This is a genomic window from Methylorubrum subtropicum, from assembly GCF_038442325.1.
Lineage (GTDB): Bacteria > Pseudomonadota > Alphaproteobacteria > Rhizobiales > Beijerinckiaceae > Methylobacterium > Methylobacterium subtropicum.
Map to the genome: position 1 here is coordinate 23,558 of NZ_JBBXMW010000005.1, position 16,321 is coordinate 39,878.

Here is a 16,321-nt window from a genome sequence, read left to right on the forward strand (position 1 = left end):
CTCGCCGTTCGGGAAGACGACGACGGCACTGAGACCTCGAGTATTGACTCGAGGAACGTATCCGGGACGATGCCGCAGGATCATCCCATCGCGAGGAGCTTTGGCATGCCGACGATCACCACCGAGGACGGGGCCGAGATCTACTACAAGGACTGGGGTCCGCGGGACGCGCAGCCGATCATGTTCCATCACGGATGGCCGCTCTCCTCCGACGACTGGGACGCGCAGATGCTGTTCTTCGCGAGCCACGGCTACCGCGTGGTCGCCCACGACCGGCGCGGGCACGGGCGCTCAGCGCAGGTCTCGGACGGCCACGACATGGACCGTTACGCCGCCGACGCCGCGGCCTTGGTCGAGCATCTCGACCTGAAAAACGCCGTCCATGTCGGCCATTCCACCGGCGGCGGCGAAGTCGCCCGCTATGTCGCCCGGTTCGGCGAGCCGCGGGGGCGCGTGGCCAAGGCGGTGCTGGTGAGCGCGGTGCCGCCGCTGATGCTCAAGACCGAGGCGAACCCGGACGGCCTGCCGATCGCCGTGTTCGACGGCTTCCGCAAGGCGCTCGCCGACAACCGCGCCCAGTTCTTCCTCGATGTCCCCTCGGGCCCGTTCTACGGCTTCAACCGCGACGGCGCGACGGTGCATCAGGGGGTGATCCGGAACTGGTGGCGCCAGGGCATGATGGGCTCGGCCAAGGCGCATTACGAGGGCATCAAGGCCTTCTCCGAGACCGACCAGACCGAAGACCTCAAGGCGATCTCGGTGCCGACCCTCGTGCTGCACGGCGAGGACGACCAGATCGTCCCGATCGGTCCCTCGGCGCTGAAGTCGATTAGGCTCCTGCGCAACGGCACGCTCAAGACCTATCCGGGCCTGTCGCACGGCATGCTGACGCTGAACGCGGATCGGCTCAACGCCGATATTTTGGCGTTCGTGAAGGGCTGACGCCCCAAACAGAAACGATGCGTTTCGATCGTTTCCGTTTTCATCAATAAGCGCCTGCCGCATGGTGTCCGCAGGCTTGAGGCGCCGGCCGGATCGGGCGGCGCCGTCGATCCCTCGCAACAGGAGCACACGATGAGCTGGCACGGCGCCGACGATCCCGTTCCGGGCGATCACTTCAGCTGCGACGCGATCAAGACCCTGATCGTGCCGCGCTCGCGCGATCTCGGCTCCTTCGCGGTGCGCCGGGCCCTGCCCTCGACCGAGTGCCGGATGGTCGGCCCGTTCGTGTTCTTCGATCAGATGGGCCCGTCCGAGTTCGTGCTCGGCGCCGGGATGGATGTCCGCCCGCACCCGCATATCGGCCTCTCGACGGTGACCTACCTGTTCGAGGGCGAGATTATGCACCGCGACAGCCTCGGCACCGAGTTGCCGATCCGGCCGGGCGAACTGAACTGGATGACGGCCGGGCGCGGCATCACCCATTCGGAGCGCACCGGACAAAACCTGCGGCGGACCGGCTCGACGCTGTTCGGCCTCCAGAGCTGGGTCGCGCTTTCCGCCAAAGACGAGGAGACCGCCCCGGCCTTCGAGCATTACGAGGCCGACGCGCTGCCGGTGCTGACCGGCGAGGGCAAGACCGTGCGGCTGATCGCGGGCGAGGCCTTCGGGGCGCGCTCGCCGGTGCGGACATCGAGCCCGATGGTCTATGCCGACGTGGCGCTGGAGGCCGGCGCCGTGCTGCCGCTCGATTCGACCTACGACGAGCGGGCGATCTACACGGTGTCGGGCGCCATCGAGATCGCGGGCGACGGCTTCGGGCCGGGCCAGCTCCTCGTGTTCCGCCCCGGTGACCGCATCAGCGTGCGGGCGACGGAGGCCTCGCGCTTCATGGTGCTCGGCGGCGAGCCGATGGACGGGCCGCGGCACCTCTGGTGGAACTTCGTCTCGTCGCGGCCCGAGCGCATCGCCCAGGCCAAGGAGGATTGGCGACAGGGCCGGTTCGACACCGTGCCGAACGATGCCGAGTTCATCCCCCTCCCCGAAGACCCGCCGCCGGTCCGCTACCCGTAAGCGCCCCCGTCTCGCGTCCCCCCAAAAACAGGAATCCGCCATGGCCGCTGAAGCAACGGGCGCCGCGAGCGAACTCGTGCAGGTCGTGTCCCTGCTGGCGGCGGGCGTCGTCGCGGTGCCGCTGTTCAAGCGGCTCGGGCTCGGCTCGGTGCTGGGCTACCTGCTGGCCGGGCTCGCCATCGGCCCGTTCGGCCTGCGCCTGTTCACCGACGCCCACGCGATCCTGCATGTGGCCGAACTCGGCGTGGTGATGTTCCTGTTCATCATCGGCCTGGAGATGGAGCCCTCCCGCCTCTGGGGCATGCGGCGGGCCATCTTCGGCCTCGGGCTCGCCCAGGTCGGCGCCTGCATCGCCGCGCTCACGGGGGTCGGCCTCGCGCTCGGCTTCTCGCTGCCCGTGGCGTTCGTGGCCGGCACCGGCTTCGTCCTGACCTCGACGGCCATCGTGATGCAGCTGCTGGAGGAGCGCGGCGCACTCTCGACGCCGAAGGGCCAGCGCATCGTCGCGATCCTGCTGCTCGAAGACCTCGCCATCGTGCCGCTCTTGGCCGCCGTCGCCCTGCTGGCGCCGGGCGGCGCCGAGACGAGCGGATGGGACCGCCTCGTCGCGATCGCCATCGCGCTGGCCTCGCTCGCCGCGCTGGTGGCTGCGGGCCGCTGGCTGCTCAACCCGCTGTTTCGCCTGCTCGCCGCCGCCAAGGCGCGCGAGGTGATGACCGCGGCGGCCCTCCTCGTGGTGCTGGGTTCCGCGCTCGCCATGCAGCTCGGCGGGTTGTCGATGGCGATGGGGGCGTTCCTGGCCGGGGTGCTGCTCTCCGAATCGAGCTTCCGCCACCAGCTGGAGGCCGACATCGAGCCGTTCCGCGGCATCCTGCTCGGTCTGTTCTTCCTCGGCGTCGGCATGTCCCTCGATCTCACCGTGATCGCGGCGAGCTGGGGCCTGATCCTGGCGAGCGTCGCCGCCTACATGACGGTCAAGAGCCTGATCATCTACGCGGTGGCCCGCGCGCTTCGCGCGTCGCACGCGGAAGGGTTGGAGCGCGCCGCCCTGATGGCGCAGGGCGGCGAGTTCGCCTTCGTGCTCTACGCGGCGGCGGCGAATGTCGGCCTCATCGACACCACCACCAACGCGGTGCTGACCGCCACCGTCATCCTGTCGATGGCGCTGACGCCGCTGATGGTGATCGCCTTCGACCGCCTCGGCCCCAAGGCGGTCCCGTCGCTGGACGGCGTCGAGGCGCCGGAAGACCTCGTCGGCAGCGCCCTGATCGTCGGCTTCGGCCGATTCGGCCAGATCGCCAGCCAGCCGCTGCTGTCGCGCGGCTGCTCGGTCTCGATCATCGACGTGAACCCGGAAAACATCCGGCTCGCGGAAGGCTTCGGCTTCAAGGTCTATTACGGCGACGGCGCCCGCCTCGACATCTTACGCGCGGCCGGGGCGGCCACGGCCCACGCGATCCTGATCTGCATCGACGAGCCCGAGACGGCGCGGCGCATCGCCGAGATCGCCCGGGCCGAGTTCCCGCTGGTCCCGGTGCTCGCCCGCGCCCGCGACCGGGAGCACGCCATCGCGCTGATCGAGGCCGGCGTCGCCTACCAAATCCGCGAGACCGTCGCCTCGGCCCTCAGCCTCGGCGAGCGGGCGCTGCTGACGGTCGGGGCCGACCCGGAGACGGCCGACGACATCATGGCCGAGGTGCGCCGCCGCGACGCGGAGCGCCTCGATCTGGAGATCGTCGGCGGCATCCACGCCGGCCTCGACCTGATCCACGGCAACGCGGCGGCCCCGGCGCATCGGGCCGGATAGAAGCACCGGTTGACAAGATCGCGACCGGCTTTCGAAACGCCCCTCCGCGGCAAAGCTGATCACGCCGCACGCTGGACGCGCGCCCCCCGTTCCTGTCTGATTGCGGACACTGACGGGGGGCGAACGATGACCAAGGACGAGGACGATCAAGGCCGGCTCACGCGCGCGGCGAGCTTCGTTTTTCTGCATACGGAACACGCGATCTACGCCGCGCTCGGCGTTCTTCTGGCCTTGACCGCCCTCGTGGCACTGATCGACGCCGCGGGACTGACGTGGAGCGCGATCCTGGCGCTCGGCGGCGCCGCCCAGATCCTGGAGGTGGTGGACCGCCTGCTGTTCCTGCTGATGCTGATCGAAATCCTGCACACGGTCAGGGTGTCGATGCGCTCCGGCCGGCTCACCTGCGAGCCGTTCCTGATCGTCGGCCTGATCGCCTCGATCCGGCGGGTGCTGGTGATCACCCTGCAATCCTCCGAGATCACCCATTCCAAGGACTGGTCGCCGGAGAAGCAGGCGCTGTTCCAGGCCGCGATGATCGAACTCGCGGTGCTCGCCGGCCTGATCCTGACCATGGTGATCGCGATCTTCATCCTCCACCGCGCCCGCGAAGACGGGAAGCCGGCGGGCGAGGAATCGGAGGAGCACGCAGGCTCGTAAGCCGCGTCCTCAGCCCGCGGGCTTCCTCGCAGCCCCATCCTGCAACGGGCGCTCCTCGACGAGGGCGAGGCAGGCCAGCGCCAGGACGAGGCCGACACAGGCGGCGAGGAAGACGAGGCGGAAGGTCTGGCCGAGCTGCGCCGCATCCGCCCCGCGGATCAGCGCGGCCATGTCGTGCACCGCCCCTTCGCCGGCCCCGCCGAGCACCAGCGTGCCGAAGATCGCCACGATCAACGCACCGCCGAGCGCGCGGAAAAAATTCATGGAGGCGGTGGCGATGCCGAGTTGCGGCAGCGGCACCGCGTTCTGGACCGCGATGGTCGAGAGCGGCAGCACCGTGCCGATCCCCATCGAGAGGAGCACGAACAGCCCCTCGATCCCCCACAGCGGCAGCCGGTGGCCGAGGAAGGCCAAAGCGGCGCAGGCGGCGACGCTCAGGCTCAGGAGCGCCAGCGGCAGGCGCTTGTAGTGGCGGAAATGGACCATCGAGCGCCCCGAGATCGTGGCGCCGACGACCGTGCCGACCATCAGCGGCACCATGGCGAGGCCCGACCGGCTCGGATCGAGCCCGATCACCCCTTCGAGGAAGATCGGCACGTAGATCGAGAGCCCGATCAGCGTGCCCATGGCGAAGCAGGCGGCGAGCGTCGCGCCCGCGACCACGCGGTCGCGCAACACGCTTAAGGGGATCAGCGGCTCGGCCGCGGTGGCGAGGCGGGCGACGAACGCGGCAGCGCTCAAACTGCCGAAGGCGAGAAGCCCGAGCACCGGGGCGGAAGCCCAGGGATAGCGCACGCCGCCCCAGCTGAGCGCCAGCATCAGGCTGGTCGAGCCGGCCACCAGCAGCGCGGCGCCGGGATAATCGACGCTGCGCCGCCGCTCGTGGCGCGGCAGGAGCTTCAGCTTGTCGTTGGTGAGCAGGAAGGCGACGAGCCCGATCGGCAGGTTGATCCAGAAGATCGCCGACCAGTGCAGGTGCTGGGCGAAGAAGCCGCCGAGCAGCGGCCCGGCCACCGAGGACACGGCGAACACGCCCGCGATGTAGACCTGATAGCGCGCCCGCTCCTTGGCCGTGAGGATGTCGGCCAGGATCGTCTGCGCCAGCGCGATCAGCCCGCCGCCGCCGACGCCCTGGAGCCCGCGGGCGAGCGCCAGCGCGATCATGCTGGGGGCCAGCGCGCAGAGCAGCGAGCCGAGGCTGAACGTCACGATGGCGATGAGCAGCATGATCCGCCGCCCGTGGATGTCGGAGAGCTTGCCGTAGAGCGGCGTCACCGCGGTCGAGGCGAGCAGATAGGCGGTGACGATCCAGGGGAGGTTCGCCGCGTCCCCGAGTTCGAGGCCGATCGTCGGAAGCGCGGTCGCCACGATGGTCTGGTCGAGGGCGGCGAGCAGCATCGCGGCGACGAGGCCGATGAGGATCGAGCGGATCTGCTCCGGGCTGAGGCGCGCCGGGACATCGACGCGAGGGGTGACGTTCAAGGGGATGGCCTCGGATGGGGCGCGTCCCGGCGGTCGGCGGGACGGCACGGGATCGGCCCAGACAGAGCTTGATTGGGGCGAGAGGGAGGCGCAGGCACGGGGCCGGATGCAGGGCAGGACTCCGGAGAGGGCGGCGTGAGCGGCGAGACCACCGAGGGGGAGGCCCTGTTCGCCCCCGCCACCGCCCGCAACGGCGCGGCGATCCTCGACGTGCTGCGGGCCGTGCTGCCGCCCGCCGGCACGGTGCTGGAGGTGGCCAGCGGCACCGGCGAGCACGCCGTGCGCTTCGCCGCCGCGCTCCCGCATCTGCGCTGGCAGCCGAGCGACCCGGACTGGCGCGCCTTGGGGAGCATCGCGGCCCATGCCCGCCCGGCGGCCCTGCCGAACCTCCTACTGCCGCTCGAACTCGATGCCTGCGCCGAGGCGTGGCCGGTGGCGCGGGCGGAGGCGGTGGTCTGCATCAACATGATCCACATCGCGCCGCCCGCCGCGACCGCGGGGCTGCTCGCGGGCGCCGGGCGCCTGCTGCCGGAGGGCGGGCCGCTCGTCCTCTACGGCCCGTTCCGCGTCAGTGGCGTGCATACCGCCGAGAGCAACGCCCGCTTCGACGCGGATTTGCGGATGCGCGATCCGGAATGGGGCGTGCGCGATCTCGAGGCGGTGCTGGCGACCGCCGCCGGCCACGGCCTGCATCTGTCCGAGCGCATCGCCATGCCGGCCAACAATCTTTGCGTCGTGCTGCGGAAAGGCGGGCCTGCGGCAACCTGAGGATGCGGATTCTCTAGAGCGTGCTGCTGTTTCATGGAAACAGCAGCACGCTCTATCTCTTTATGATCGCACGATGATTCCGGAAAACCGGATTCCACTTTTCCGCATCGTGCTCTAGCCAGGGGCGCAACGCCGTGCTGAAAAACACGGGTGAGGCGCAGCCTCGTCCGTTCCGGCTCGATGGTTCTCCCCGGCGTGTGCGCGTTCCCCGATCCCGAAGCGACCGCCCGCCCGCCCCTCACGGCCGGCGAACTGCCCGGTCGGATCGACGGCTTGGGCGCGGGCGAGCGCCTCGTGGTGCTCGGCATCGGCCGCGAGGGCGTGGGGCGGCTGCTCGCGCAAGGCTCCACCCGCGGCGCGCTGCCGGTCGCCTGCGATGTGCCGCTCACCGCACCGGTTCTGATCGGGCGGCTGCTCGACGACCTCGCCGAACTCGCGCTGGATCGCTGGCCGGACTGGCCGGACGGCGGTTCCCCCTCGCCCGATCCCTGGCGCAAGGCGGCGGCCAAGCGCGCCGCGCTCGGGCTGACGCCGCGCTTCCGCCGGATGGCGCGGGAGATCGAACTCGTGCGCCTCCTCGGCGTGCTCGGGCCCAACGGCCCGGCGCTGATCTGGGAGGTCGATCCGGCCTCCGCGCACCGCGCCCGCCCGGTGATCGAGGCGATGGAATGGTGCGCCCGGCACGGCGCGGCCATCGTCGCGGTGCTGCCGGTCGCGCCGCCCGAGACCGCGCCTTACGACCGGCTGCTCTACGGCGCCCACGCCCTCGCCCGCACGGAACCCGCGGCCGTCGCCCGCTTCATCGCGCCCGCCGGCCCGCACCACGCCAGCGCCACCGAGCGGCGGGTCGCCGCGGCCCTGGAGCACGACCCGGAGCTGGCCGGCCTGTTCGCCTGCAACGCGGCGGTGCCGGTCGGCGCCTGGGGCGGGCAGGCGCGGGTCGATCTGCTCTGCCGGGCCCACCGCGTCGTGGTCGAACTCGACGGGCCGGAGCATCGCGGCGAGCCGAACTTCGGCAACGACCGCCACCGGGACTACGAGTTGTTGACGGCGGGCTACCTCGTGCTGCGCTTGACGAACGGGCAGGTCGCGGACGACCTGAGCCTGTGCATCGAAAAAATCCGCGCCGTGGTGAACCTGCGGCGAAGGACAGAGGGAGGGGAGCGATGAGCGGGACGCCAACGCCGAAGCAGGCCCTGATCCTGTGGTGCCTCTTGGGCCGCTACGGCAGCGCCCTCCAGAGCGCGCTGGTGCCGAAGATCGACAAGGCCGACCGCGAGGCGCTTCTGGCGGGCCGCTACGTCGAGGCGACCAAGGAGGGCCGCTCGCTGCGCCTCACCGTCACCGACCGCGGCTGGAACTGGGCCGGCGAGCACCTGCGCGCGCCGCTGCCGCCGAGTTTTCGGGTGTTGCAGGACTGGCTGGAGCGGATCGGCGCCGACCTCGCCGCGAACGGGCGCACGCTCGCCGAACTCGTCGGCCCGGCGCCCGAGGAACCGGCCCCGCCCCCCGCGCCGACCAAGAAAAAGGCTGCGCCCAAACCGAAAAAACCGACGGCGAAGCAACTGCGTGCGCGCATCGAAAAGGCCTATCTCGCGCTGACGGGCGGCGAGCGCGCCAAGGCAGTTCGCCTGAGCGCCCTGCGCACCGAACTCGCCGACCTCGACCGCGCCACCGTCGACGCCGGGCTCGCCGCGATCCTGAGCGGCGACAAGACGGCGCGGCTGAGCCAGTTCAGCGATCCGAAATCCCTCGATGCGGCGGAGCGCGCGGCGGCGTTCAGCCCCGCGGGCGAGCCCTTCCACATCCTCTGGATCCAGTCATGAGCGAGCCCCTCGACGCCCTGCGCCGGGTCGATTTCGACTGGGTCCGCACCCTCGACAGCATCTGGATCGACACCGCCCCGACCGGGGCCCCGAACGAGCGGCTGGTGCCGGAGATCGTCGCTGAGCTGCACGACAAGGCGCGCCAGCCCTCCGACCGGGCGATGGGCCGCGTCCTCGTCGGCCAATCCGGCGTCGGCAAGACCCATCTGGTTGGCCAGCTGCGGCAGGAGGCGTGGCGCCGAGGCGGCTGGTTTGTGCCCCTCGACGTGCTCGGGCTCACCGATTTCTGGCGCAGCGCCGCCCTCAGCTTCGTCACCGCCCTGCTCCAGGCGATGCCCGACGGGCGGCGCCAATCGGATGCGGTGCTGGCGGGCGTCGCCCGCCGCTTCCAGGTCGAGGTGCAGGTGGAGGCGGCGTTCAACACGCCCAACATCGACGCCCGCCGGATCGTCGACGTGCTGGTCCAGGCGCTGATGCGGGTCGATGCTTCGCGTGCCCTCAAGCATCTCGACGTGTTCCGGGCGCTGTGCCTGCTGCGCTCGCAGGATTTCGGCGTGGTCGGGCTCGCCCATGCGTGGCTCCAGGGCTACGAGGCCGACCCGGCCGAGCGCGCGGCTCTCGGCTTCCGCACGCCGCCGCCCGCGCCGGTCGAACTCGTGCGCGGCATGTGCTGGATCATGGCGCTGAGCGGCCCGACGCTGATCGCCGTCGATCAGATCGACGGCATCATCGAGACCAGCCGGCTCGCCGCCGAAGACGGGATCGAGGCGGAAGCGGGCCTCGCCGAGGTGCTGGCCGCGGGCCTGCTCGAACTCAACATCGTCTGCGACCGCAGCATGAGCGTGGTCGCGTGCCTGCAGGATTCCTGGGACCGCCTCTCGGCCCGCAGCCTCCAGCCGATGCTCCAGCGCTTCACCGAACCGCAAGTGCTCGTCGGCATGAACGAGCGGGAGGCGACCCTCGCGCTGGTGGCCGGGCGGCTGGCGCCGGCCTACGCGGCGGCGGGCTTCACGCCGCCCTTCCCGACCTGGCCGTTCACCGAGCGCGCCCTCTCTGAAGCCGCGGCGTCCGCCATCATGCCGCGCACGCTGCTGATGCGCTGCGACGCCTTCCGCCGCCGCTGCCTGGCAGTGGGGGCGGCGAGCGTCTGCGACAGCCTCGTCACCACGCCGACCGCGGTGGCGCCACCTCAGGCCACAAAATTCGACCTCGCCGCGGCCTGCCGCGCCGCCGAGATCGACGGCATCCACACCGAGGACGACCGCTGGCTCGGCCAAGTCCTGCGCGACGCCTTCGACCTCTACGCTCTGGAGGACGACCCCGACGACGCCCTCGACGTGGCGAGCAAGGGCGAGCCGGACCAGCGGATTCCACCGCTGCACGGCCGGCTGATCTTCATCCACCGCAACGAGAACGATCGTGAGCGGCACGTCTGCTACCGCGCGCTCCAGCACCAGAACGCCATCGCGTTCCAGGCGCGGCTGCGGGCGGCGCTGACCGCCTCGGGCATCTCTTCGCGCATCCCGGACCGAGCGCTGCTGCTGGTGCGCCGGGGGGCGATGCCGAGCGGAGCCAAGACGAAGCAGCTGTTCGAACTTTTCGCGGCCGCCGGGGGGCGTCTGCTCGATCCTTCCGATAACGATCTGCGGGTGTTCGTGGGCTTGCGCGACCTGCGGGCGCGGGCGCAGGCCGAGGGCGCCGCCGACCGGTTCGTGGCTTGGCTCCGGGCCGAGCAGCCGCTGATGGACACGGACTTCTTTCGCGACGCGGCCCTCGCCCACGGACCGGGAAAAACGGAAACGACGCCGCCGGTGAGCCCGCCCCCGCCCATCCCGGAGCCGGCCCCCGCCCCCGTCGCGAAGCCCCCCGCTCCGCCCGCGCCGAAGGAAACCCCACAAAAAACGGCGCCGGACGCGATCCCGGTCGGGCACCGCCTCACGCCGGACGCGCCGGGCGTGAGCCTGCCGTTGCGCCTGCTGCCGCGCCACACCGCGATCATCGCCGGCTCCGGCTCGGGCAAGACCGTGCTGCTGCGTCGCCTCGTGGAGGAGGCGGCCCTGGCCGGCATCCCGGCCATCGTCATCGACCCGAACAACGACCTCTCGCGCCTCGGCGAACCCTGGCCCGAGCGGCCGGAGCGGTTTTCCGACGAGGACGCGCGCAAGGCGGAGGCCTACCGCGCCGGGGTCGAGGTGACCGTGTGGACGCCGGGCCTGCACGCGGGCAACCCGCTGTTCCTGTCGGTCCTGCCCGACTTCTCGGAACTGGGTGACGACCGGGACGAGCGCCAGCAGGCAATCGAGATGGCCGCCGAGACGCTGGGGCCGCTGGCCGGCGCGAAGACTCAGATTCAGCGCGGCGTTCTGGCCAACGCATTGGAACGCTTCGTGGATCGGGGCGGCGCCAAGCTCTCCGCCTTCATGGACCTGCTGGCGGACCTGCCCGACGACGTGAGCCGGATCGGCAACGCCGCCAAACTCGCTGCCGGCATGGCCGACCAGCTCCACGCGGCTTTGGCGACCAATCCGCTCCTGAAGGTCGAGGGCACGGTGCTCGATCCGCGCCACCTGTTCTTCGGGGCGGACCCGGCCCGCACCCGCATCTCGGTGATCAACCTGTCGGGGCTGGCCTCGGAGGCCGCGCGCGAGGATTTCGTGAACCGGCTGCAGATGACCCTGTTCGGCTGGATCAAGCGCCACCCGTCGCCCCGCGGCATGCTCTACGTCATCGACGAGGCGCAGAGCTTCCTGCCGTCGCAAAGGTCCGGCCCGAGCCTCGGCAGCGGCATCAAGCTGGTGGCGCAGGGGCGCAAGTACGGGCTCGGGATGATCGTGGCGACGCAGGTGCCCCGCGGCATCCACAATCAGGTCGTCTCGAACTGCACCACGCAGTTCTTCGGCCGCCAGAGTGCGCCCGCCACCATCGCGGCGGCCCAAGAGATTCTGTCGGCCAGCGGCGGCAGCGCCGCCGACATCGGCAAGCTCGGGGCGGGCGAGTTCTACTTCGCCACGGAAGGCTCGGGGAAACCTGCCAAGCTCCGCACTCCGCTCTGCCTCAGCCACCACCCGGCCAACCCGCCGCGCCCGGAGGAGGTGGTGGAGCTCGCGCGCCGCTCGATGAAAGCGGGGTGAAGCCGGCTGTGGACCACGGTGCCGCGGGCGGGACCCGGCGGCCTTGAGCGCGGTTCCTCAGTGCGCCGGTCCTGAACCGGCTCACCAGGGACCCCCGATGGCCGCCAAGAAGACTGCCAAGAAGTCTGCCCCGGAGCCGAGCGCCGTCCCGCTGGTCCCGACCGGGGCGCTCGCGGTCTCGCTGCTCGGCCTGTGCGACGGCGCGCGGCCGCTGGTGCACGTGGCCCGCGACGGGCGCCGCCTGGACGAGGTCGCCGCGATCCTGCGGGCGCTGGCGCCGGAACGGAGCGTCGCGGTCTATCCCGAATGGGATTGCCTGCCCTTCGACCGGGCCTCGCCCTCGCGCGGCGTCATGGGCGCGCGGGCCGGTGTGCTGCGCTGGCTGACCGACCGGGACGCGCTGCCCGATTTTCTTCTCACCACGGCCCCGGCCCTGCTGCAGCGGGTGCCGCCGGCCCAGACCTGGGCGACGGCCCATGTCGAGATCCGCGTCGGCGACCGGCTCGACCCGGAGGCGCTGACGGCGCAGCTCGCCCGGCTCGGTTACCATCTCGACGACCGGGTGGACGAGCCCGGCGAGGTCGCGATCCGCGGCCGGACCATCGACGTGTTTCCCGCCGCCGCCCCCCTCCCCTGCCGCATCGAGCACGCGGACGGCCGCGTCACCGCGATCCGCGCCTACGATCCGGTCTCGCAGCGCTCCCGCACCGAGACCGAGCGGCTGGTGATCGATCCGGCCACCGAGATCGTGCCGGATGAAGGGTCCGAGCGCACGCTGACGCCCTTCACCGGCGAGGAGCACCGGCTGGCGCGCCACTACCGCGAACTCTCGACCGTGCTCGATTACGTCCCCGACGCCCGCCTCGTGGTCGAGGCCGGCACGGACGAGCGCGTCGCCGCCTTCTTCGAGCAGCTGGAGGAAGCGCGCGAGGATTCTTTGGGGGGTGCGTCGGCGCCGCGCGGTCCCCTCCCCCTTGCGGGGAGGGGTAGGGGTGGGGGTGGTTCAGAAGGCACCGCTTCGCCAAATCCTGAACCACCCCCACCTCCTGTCTCCTCCCCGCAAGGGGGAGGAGAGGCGCCTCGTTCTGTTGAGGCAGAGCTTTATCTCACGCCTGCCGATTGGACGGCCCTGGTCGAACGCCACGGCCTCGCCACCGCCAGCACCGAGGAAGCTGAAAAGGTTGCGCTCTCGCCCTTCGTGCGCGAGCGCCGGCCCGAATCCGCCTTCGCCAAGATCCTGAAGGAACGCCTGAAAGCCGGCGACCGCATCGTGCTGACCGGCCCCAAGGCGCCCTTACGCCGGCTCGTACGGGCGGCGGCCGAGCAGGACGGGCGCGATCTGCGCCTCATCGACGGCTGGAGCGAGGTGGCGCAGGCCGCCCCCGGCGCGATGCTGGCGCTCGAAGCGCCGATCCAGGCGGGGTTTCGCGTGCCGGAGGCCGGCGCCACGGTGATCGCCGCCGCCGACCTGTTCGGCGGCGCGGATGCGGGCGCGGCGCGCCCCGTCGCGATGCTCCCCATCGGCGAGGTCGAGCTGCGCATCGGCGACGTCGCGGTCGATCGCGACCACGGGCTGTGCGTGTTCGAGGGGCTGGAGGCGATGCCGGGGGGAGACGAGGACGCCCTGCGCCTGCGCTTCGCCGACGACGCCATCCGCATGGTGCCGGCCTCCCAAGCCGACGGCATCTGGCGCTACGGCTCGGAAGAAGAAGCGGTCTCCCTCGACCGGCTCGACGGCGGCACCTGGGCCCGGCGGCGGCTGGAGACCGAAGCCGCGCTCGCCAAGGCCGCCCGCGTCATGCTGAAGGCGGCCGAGGAACGGCGCACGGCCCGCGCTCCGCGCCTCGTCCCGCCCGCGCGGGAGATGGAGCGGTTCGCCGCCGGCTTCGGCTTCGCGCTCACCGGCGATCAGGTACGCGCCATCGAGGCGGCGCTCGGCGATCTTTCGGGCGAGGCGCCGATGGACCGGCTGGTCTGCGGCGATGTCGGCTTCGGCAAGACCGAGGTGGCGCTGCGCGCGGCGGCGGCGGCCGTCTTCGCCGGGCGGCAGGTCGCCGTGATGGCGCCGACCACCGTGCTGGCGCGCCAGCACGCCGAGACGTTCACGCGACGTTTCGCCCGCTTCGGCATCGAGGTGGCGCAGCTCTCGCGGCTGGTGGCGCCGGCCGAGGCGCGGCGGGTGAAGCAGGGCATCGAGGACGGCTCGGTGCGCCTCGTCGTCGGCACGCAGGCGCTGGCCGGGCGCGGCGTGCGCTTCCACGATCTCGGCCTCGTCATCATCGACGAGGAGCAGCGCTTCGGCACCAAGACCAAGGCCGCTCTCCGCAAAGCGGCGGGCGACGCGCATCTGCTGACGCTCTCGGCCACGCCGATCCCGCGCACGCTCCAGACCGCGATGGTGGGCCTGCAGAGCCTCAGCGTGATCGCGACGCCGCCCGCGGTGCGCCGGCCGATCCGCACGGTGATCGCGCCGTTCGAGGACGAGATTGTGCGCGCCGCGCTCGGTCGCGAGCACGCCCGCGGCGGCCAGAGCTTCGTCGTCTGCCCGCGCATCGAGGACATCGCGCCGATGCAGCGGCGCCTCGCCGCCCTGATGCCCGACCTCGACGTGGTGACGGCGCACGGCGCGATGAAGCCGGCCGAGATGGACGCCGCCATGGTCCGCTTCGCCGACGGCGCGGGCGACGTGCTGCTCGCCACCAGCATCATCGAGAGCGGCCTCGACGTGCCGCGCGCCAACACGATGCTGGTGTTCGATGCCGAACGCTTCGGCCTCGCCCAGCTGCACCAGTTGCGCGGCCGGGTCGGGCGCGGTCAGCGGCGGGGCAGCGTCTGGCTGTTCGGGGCGGCCGACAAGCCGCTGAGCGCCCCCGCCGAGAAGCGGCTGCGGACGCTGGAGGCGCTCGACCGGCTGGGCGCGGGCTTCGCCATCGCGGCGCGCGACCTCGATCTGCGCGGCGCGGGCGATCTCGTCGGCGAGGCCCAGGCCGGCCATGTCGCCCGCGTCGGGCTCGGGCTCTACCAGCACCTGCTGCAACTGGCTTTGCGCGCGGCCAAGGGCGAGCCGGCGGAGGATTGGAGCCCGGAGGTGCGCGTCGGCCTCTCGGGCCGCGTGCCCGCCGACTACGTGCCGGAGCCGGAAATCCGGCTGAGCCTCACCACCCGCCTCCTGCGCCTGCGCGCCCGCACCGAACTCGATGCGCTCCGCGACGAGGTCGAGGATCGGTTCGGGGCGGTGCCCGAGGCGGTCGAGGCGCTGTTCACATTGGCCGCCCTGCGGATCGGCTGCCTGTCGCTCGGCATCGTGCGCCTCAGCGGCGGCCCGCAGGGGATCGCGGCGGATTTCCACCCTGACCGCAAGCCGCCGACGATGGGGGTCTCGGACGAGATCACCCTTCGCGACAACCGCGTCGTCTGGCGTCGCGGCGGCGAGGGCCCCGAGGCCTGCGCGCGGCAGGCCGCCGCGCTGTTGCGCCACTTGGAGAAGGCCGCCGCCCGGCACAGGTGAGGGGGAAGCAACGGGGCCCGCATGAGCACGCCGATCGACCGCGCCACCCTCGACCGGCTGATCGCCATGGGCCGGGAGCGCGGCGAACTGACCGCCGACGACCTCCAGCGCGTCCTGCCGATCGACGCGATGGAGGTGGATGCCCTCGTCCTCGTGATGCTGGAACTCGACGCCGCGGGCGTCTCCGTCGAGCCGGACGCCTTCGGCCCGCGGGGCGAACGCCCGGTGACGGCCGTGCCGGACCTGCCCGTCCCGGAGCGCGGGGCGGCGGTAACCCCGGTGCCGGTCGGGACGCCGGACGGCGCGGGCGGTACGGGCGGCGCGGGGGCCGCGGCCCCCGCCGCATCGGAGCGGGCCGCGGGGGGCGTACCGGTGGACCGGATCGTCCTCCTGTCCGGCCTCGTGGCACTCGTCGTCCTGGGGGGATTGCTGCTTCTGCTGTGACGGCGCGTCCGCCCGGCTCGGAGCGGAACGGCGGGCCCTTCGACGGGAAAAGGGCCGCCTCTCGGCGGCCCTTGCTCATGGTGTGACGGCCCATCTTACCAGGGAGTCGTGCCGTCAGGGGATCAGCAGCGCGTGGGCCGTGCCGACTGCCGTGGTCGCGAGACCGAAGGCGAAGATGCCGGTGATCGCGTAGGAGAACGCTGTCCCCAGCATCGGCCGGCTGCTTGTCTCGCGCATCCGATCAGCAGCGGTAGCCGCCCGAGGTCTGGCCGTACTGCTTGACCGGGAAGTGCTGCTGGTTGGCGTTGCCCTCGGCGGCCGAGCTCTGCGGGCAGCTCGGGGCTGCGAAGGCCGGGCCGTAGCCGTAGCCGCGGACGATCGAGCCGGTGGTCTCGACATCGTAGGGCGCGGCGTAGCCGGTGTAGCGACCGCCCCAGGTCTGGGCCGTGGCGGCGAGCGGGGCGGCGCCGAGAACGAGGGCGGCGACGGCGGCGGCGATGCGGGTCTTCATGGTTTGTCAGTCTCCGGTGAGAGGCTGGCCCGGTCGTCCGGGCCGTGTCGTCTTCGATGAACTGGATATGGGGCGCCCCTTGCCGGCATGACGTGTCTCCCCGCACGCGCCGACGCGGATTAAATTTTTCCTCGTCTTCCCGGACTTGGAACACGCGTCTCTCGCGTGCCCCGG

At 71.8% G+C, this 16,321-nt stretch carries 12 protein-coding genes; 10 read left to right on the top strand and 2 right to left on the bottom strand.

Annotated elements, in window-relative coordinates; genetic code table 11:
• Positions 1–105 precede the first annotated feature (105 nt).
• The 4 genes from AAHG03_RS09075 to AAHG03_RS09090 all read left to right on the top strand — a co-directional run bounded on the left by AAHG03_RS09075 (position 106) and on the right by AAHG03_RS09090 (position 4,477).
• Positions 106–942 carry an alpha/beta fold hydrolase gene (locus AAHG03_RS09075; protein ID WP_342150303.1) on the top strand — a complete coding sequence of 279 codons (837 nt, stop codon included), beginning with the start codon at positions 106–108 and terminating at the stop codon, positions 940–942.
• 132 nt (positions 943–1,074) lie between these two features.
• A complete protein-coding gene (locus AAHG03_RS09080) occupies positions 1,075–2,013 on the top strand; it encodes a pirin family protein (RefSeq protein WP_342150304.1) in 939 nt (312 codons plus the stop codon).
• 40 nt (positions 2,014–2,053) lie between these two features.
• Positions 2,054–3,820: a monovalent cation:proton antiporter-2 (CPA2) family protein gene (locus AAHG03_RS09085; RefSeq protein WP_342150305.1), complete on the top strand. Its 1,767-nt coding sequence runs from the start codon at positions 2,054–2,056 to the stop codon at positions 3,818–3,820.
• Positions 3,821–3,946: 126 nt separating this feature from the next.
• Positions 3,947–4,477, top strand: a complete 531-nt coding sequence (locus tag AAHG03_RS09090) for a phosphate-starvation-inducible PsiE family protein (protein ID WP_342150306.1) — start codon at positions 3,947–3,949, stop codon at positions 4,475–4,477.
• 9 nt (positions 4,478–4,486) lie between these two features.
• On the opposite strand, the gene AAHG03_RS09095 is transcribed toward AAHG03_RS09090, so the two are convergent.
• Entirely contained in the window at positions 4,487–5,959 is a 1,473-nt protein-coding gene (locus AAHG03_RS09095) for an MDR family MFS transporter (RefSeq protein WP_342150307.1), read from the bottom strand.
• Positions 5,960–6,094: 135 nt separating this feature from the next.
• Between AAHG03_RS09095 and AAHG03_RS09100 the strand changes: the two genes are divergently transcribed.
• From AAHG03_RS09100 to AAHG03_RS09125, 6 genes are all read left to right on the top strand, one after another.
• Positions 6,095–6,727: a DUF938 domain-containing protein gene (locus AAHG03_RS09100; protein WP_342150308.1), complete on the top strand. Its 633-nt coding sequence runs from the start codon at positions 6,095–6,097 to the stop codon at positions 6,725–6,727.
• Between the two features lie 150 nt (positions 6,728–6,877).
• Positions 6,878–7,897: an endonuclease domain-containing protein gene (locus AAHG03_RS09105; protein ID WP_342150309.1), complete on the top strand. Its 1,020-nt coding sequence runs from the start codon at positions 6,878–6,880 to the stop codon at positions 7,895–7,897.
• Complete coding sequence (locus AAHG03_RS09110) at positions 7,894–8,553, top strand: hypothetical protein (RefSeq protein ID WP_342150310.1); 660 nt, start codon at positions 7,894–7,896, stop codon at positions 8,551–8,553. Before AAHG03_RS09105 ends, AAHG03_RS09110 begins: the two co-directional genes overlap by 4 nt.
• Positions 8,550–11,684 carry a helicase HerA domain-containing protein gene (locus tag AAHG03_RS09115; protein WP_342150311.1) on the top strand — a complete coding sequence of 1,045 codons (3,135 nt, stop codon included), beginning with the start codon at positions 8,550–8,552 and terminating at the stop codon, positions 11,682–11,684. The genes AAHG03_RS09110 and AAHG03_RS09115 overlap by 4 nt, the downstream gene beginning before the upstream one ends.
• 97 nt (positions 11,685–11,781) lie before the next feature.
• Positions 11,782–15,192: a helicase-related protein gene (locus AAHG03_RS09120; protein WP_342150312.1), complete on the top strand. Its 3,411-nt coding sequence runs from the start codon at positions 11,782–11,784 to the stop codon at positions 15,190–15,192.
• A gap of 21 nt (positions 15,193–15,213) precedes the next feature.
• Positions 15,214–15,636 carry an RNA polymerase sigma factor region1.1 domain-containing protein gene (locus tag AAHG03_RS09125; protein WP_342150313.1) on the top strand — a complete coding sequence of 141 codons (423 nt, stop codon included), beginning with the start codon at positions 15,214–15,216 and terminating at the stop codon, positions 15,634–15,636.
• 241 nt (positions 15,637–15,877) lie between these two features.
• On the opposite strand, the gene AAHG03_RS09130 is transcribed toward AAHG03_RS09125, so the two are convergent.
• Entirely contained in the window at positions 15,878–16,147 is a 270-nt protein-coding gene (locus tag AAHG03_RS09130; protein WP_342150314.1) for a hypothetical protein, read from the bottom strand.
• Between the last annotated feature and the right edge of the window lie 174 nt (positions 16,148–16,321).

What these genes read in the sequence shown, in the direction of transcription:
- AAHG03_RS09085 (WP_342150305.1), top strand. Translation starts at nt 2,054, where the DNA reads ATGGCCGCTGAAGCAACGGGCGCCGCGAGCGAACTCGTGCAGGTCGTG.
- AAHG03_RS09125 (WP_342150313.1), top strand. Translation starts at nt 15,214, where the DNA reads ATGAGCACGCCGATCGACCGCGCCACCCTCGACCGGCTGATCGCCATG.
- AAHG03_RS09075 (WP_342150303.1), top strand. Translation starts at nt 106, where the DNA reads ATGCCGACGATCACCACCGAGGACGGGGCCGAGATCTACTACAAGGAC.
- AAHG03_RS09120 (WP_342150312.1), top strand. Translation starts at nt 11,782, where the DNA reads ATGGCCGCCAAGAAGACTGCCAAGAAGTCTGCCCCGGAGCCGAGCGCC.
- AAHG03_RS09110 (WP_342150310.1), top strand. Translation starts at nt 7,894, where the DNA reads ATGAGCGGGACGCCAACGCCGAAGCAGGCCCTGATCCTGTGGTGCCTC.
- AAHG03_RS09115 (WP_342150311.1), top strand. Translation starts at nt 8,550, where the DNA reads ATGAGCGAGCCCCTCGACGCCCTGCGCCGGGTCGATTTCGACTGGGTC.
- AAHG03_RS09090 (WP_342150306.1), top strand. Translation starts at nt 3,947, where the DNA reads ATGACCAAGGACGAGGACGATCAAGGCCGGCTCACGCGCGCGGCGAGC.
- AAHG03_RS09080 (WP_342150304.1), top strand. Translation starts at nt 1,075, where the DNA reads ATGAGCTGGCACGGCGCCGACGATCCCGTTCCGGGCGATCACTTCAGC.
- AAHG03_RS09130 (WP_342150314.1), bottom strand. Translation starts at nt 16,147, where the DNA reads ATGAAGACCCGCATCGCCGCCGCCGTCGCCGCCCTCGTTCTCGGCGCC.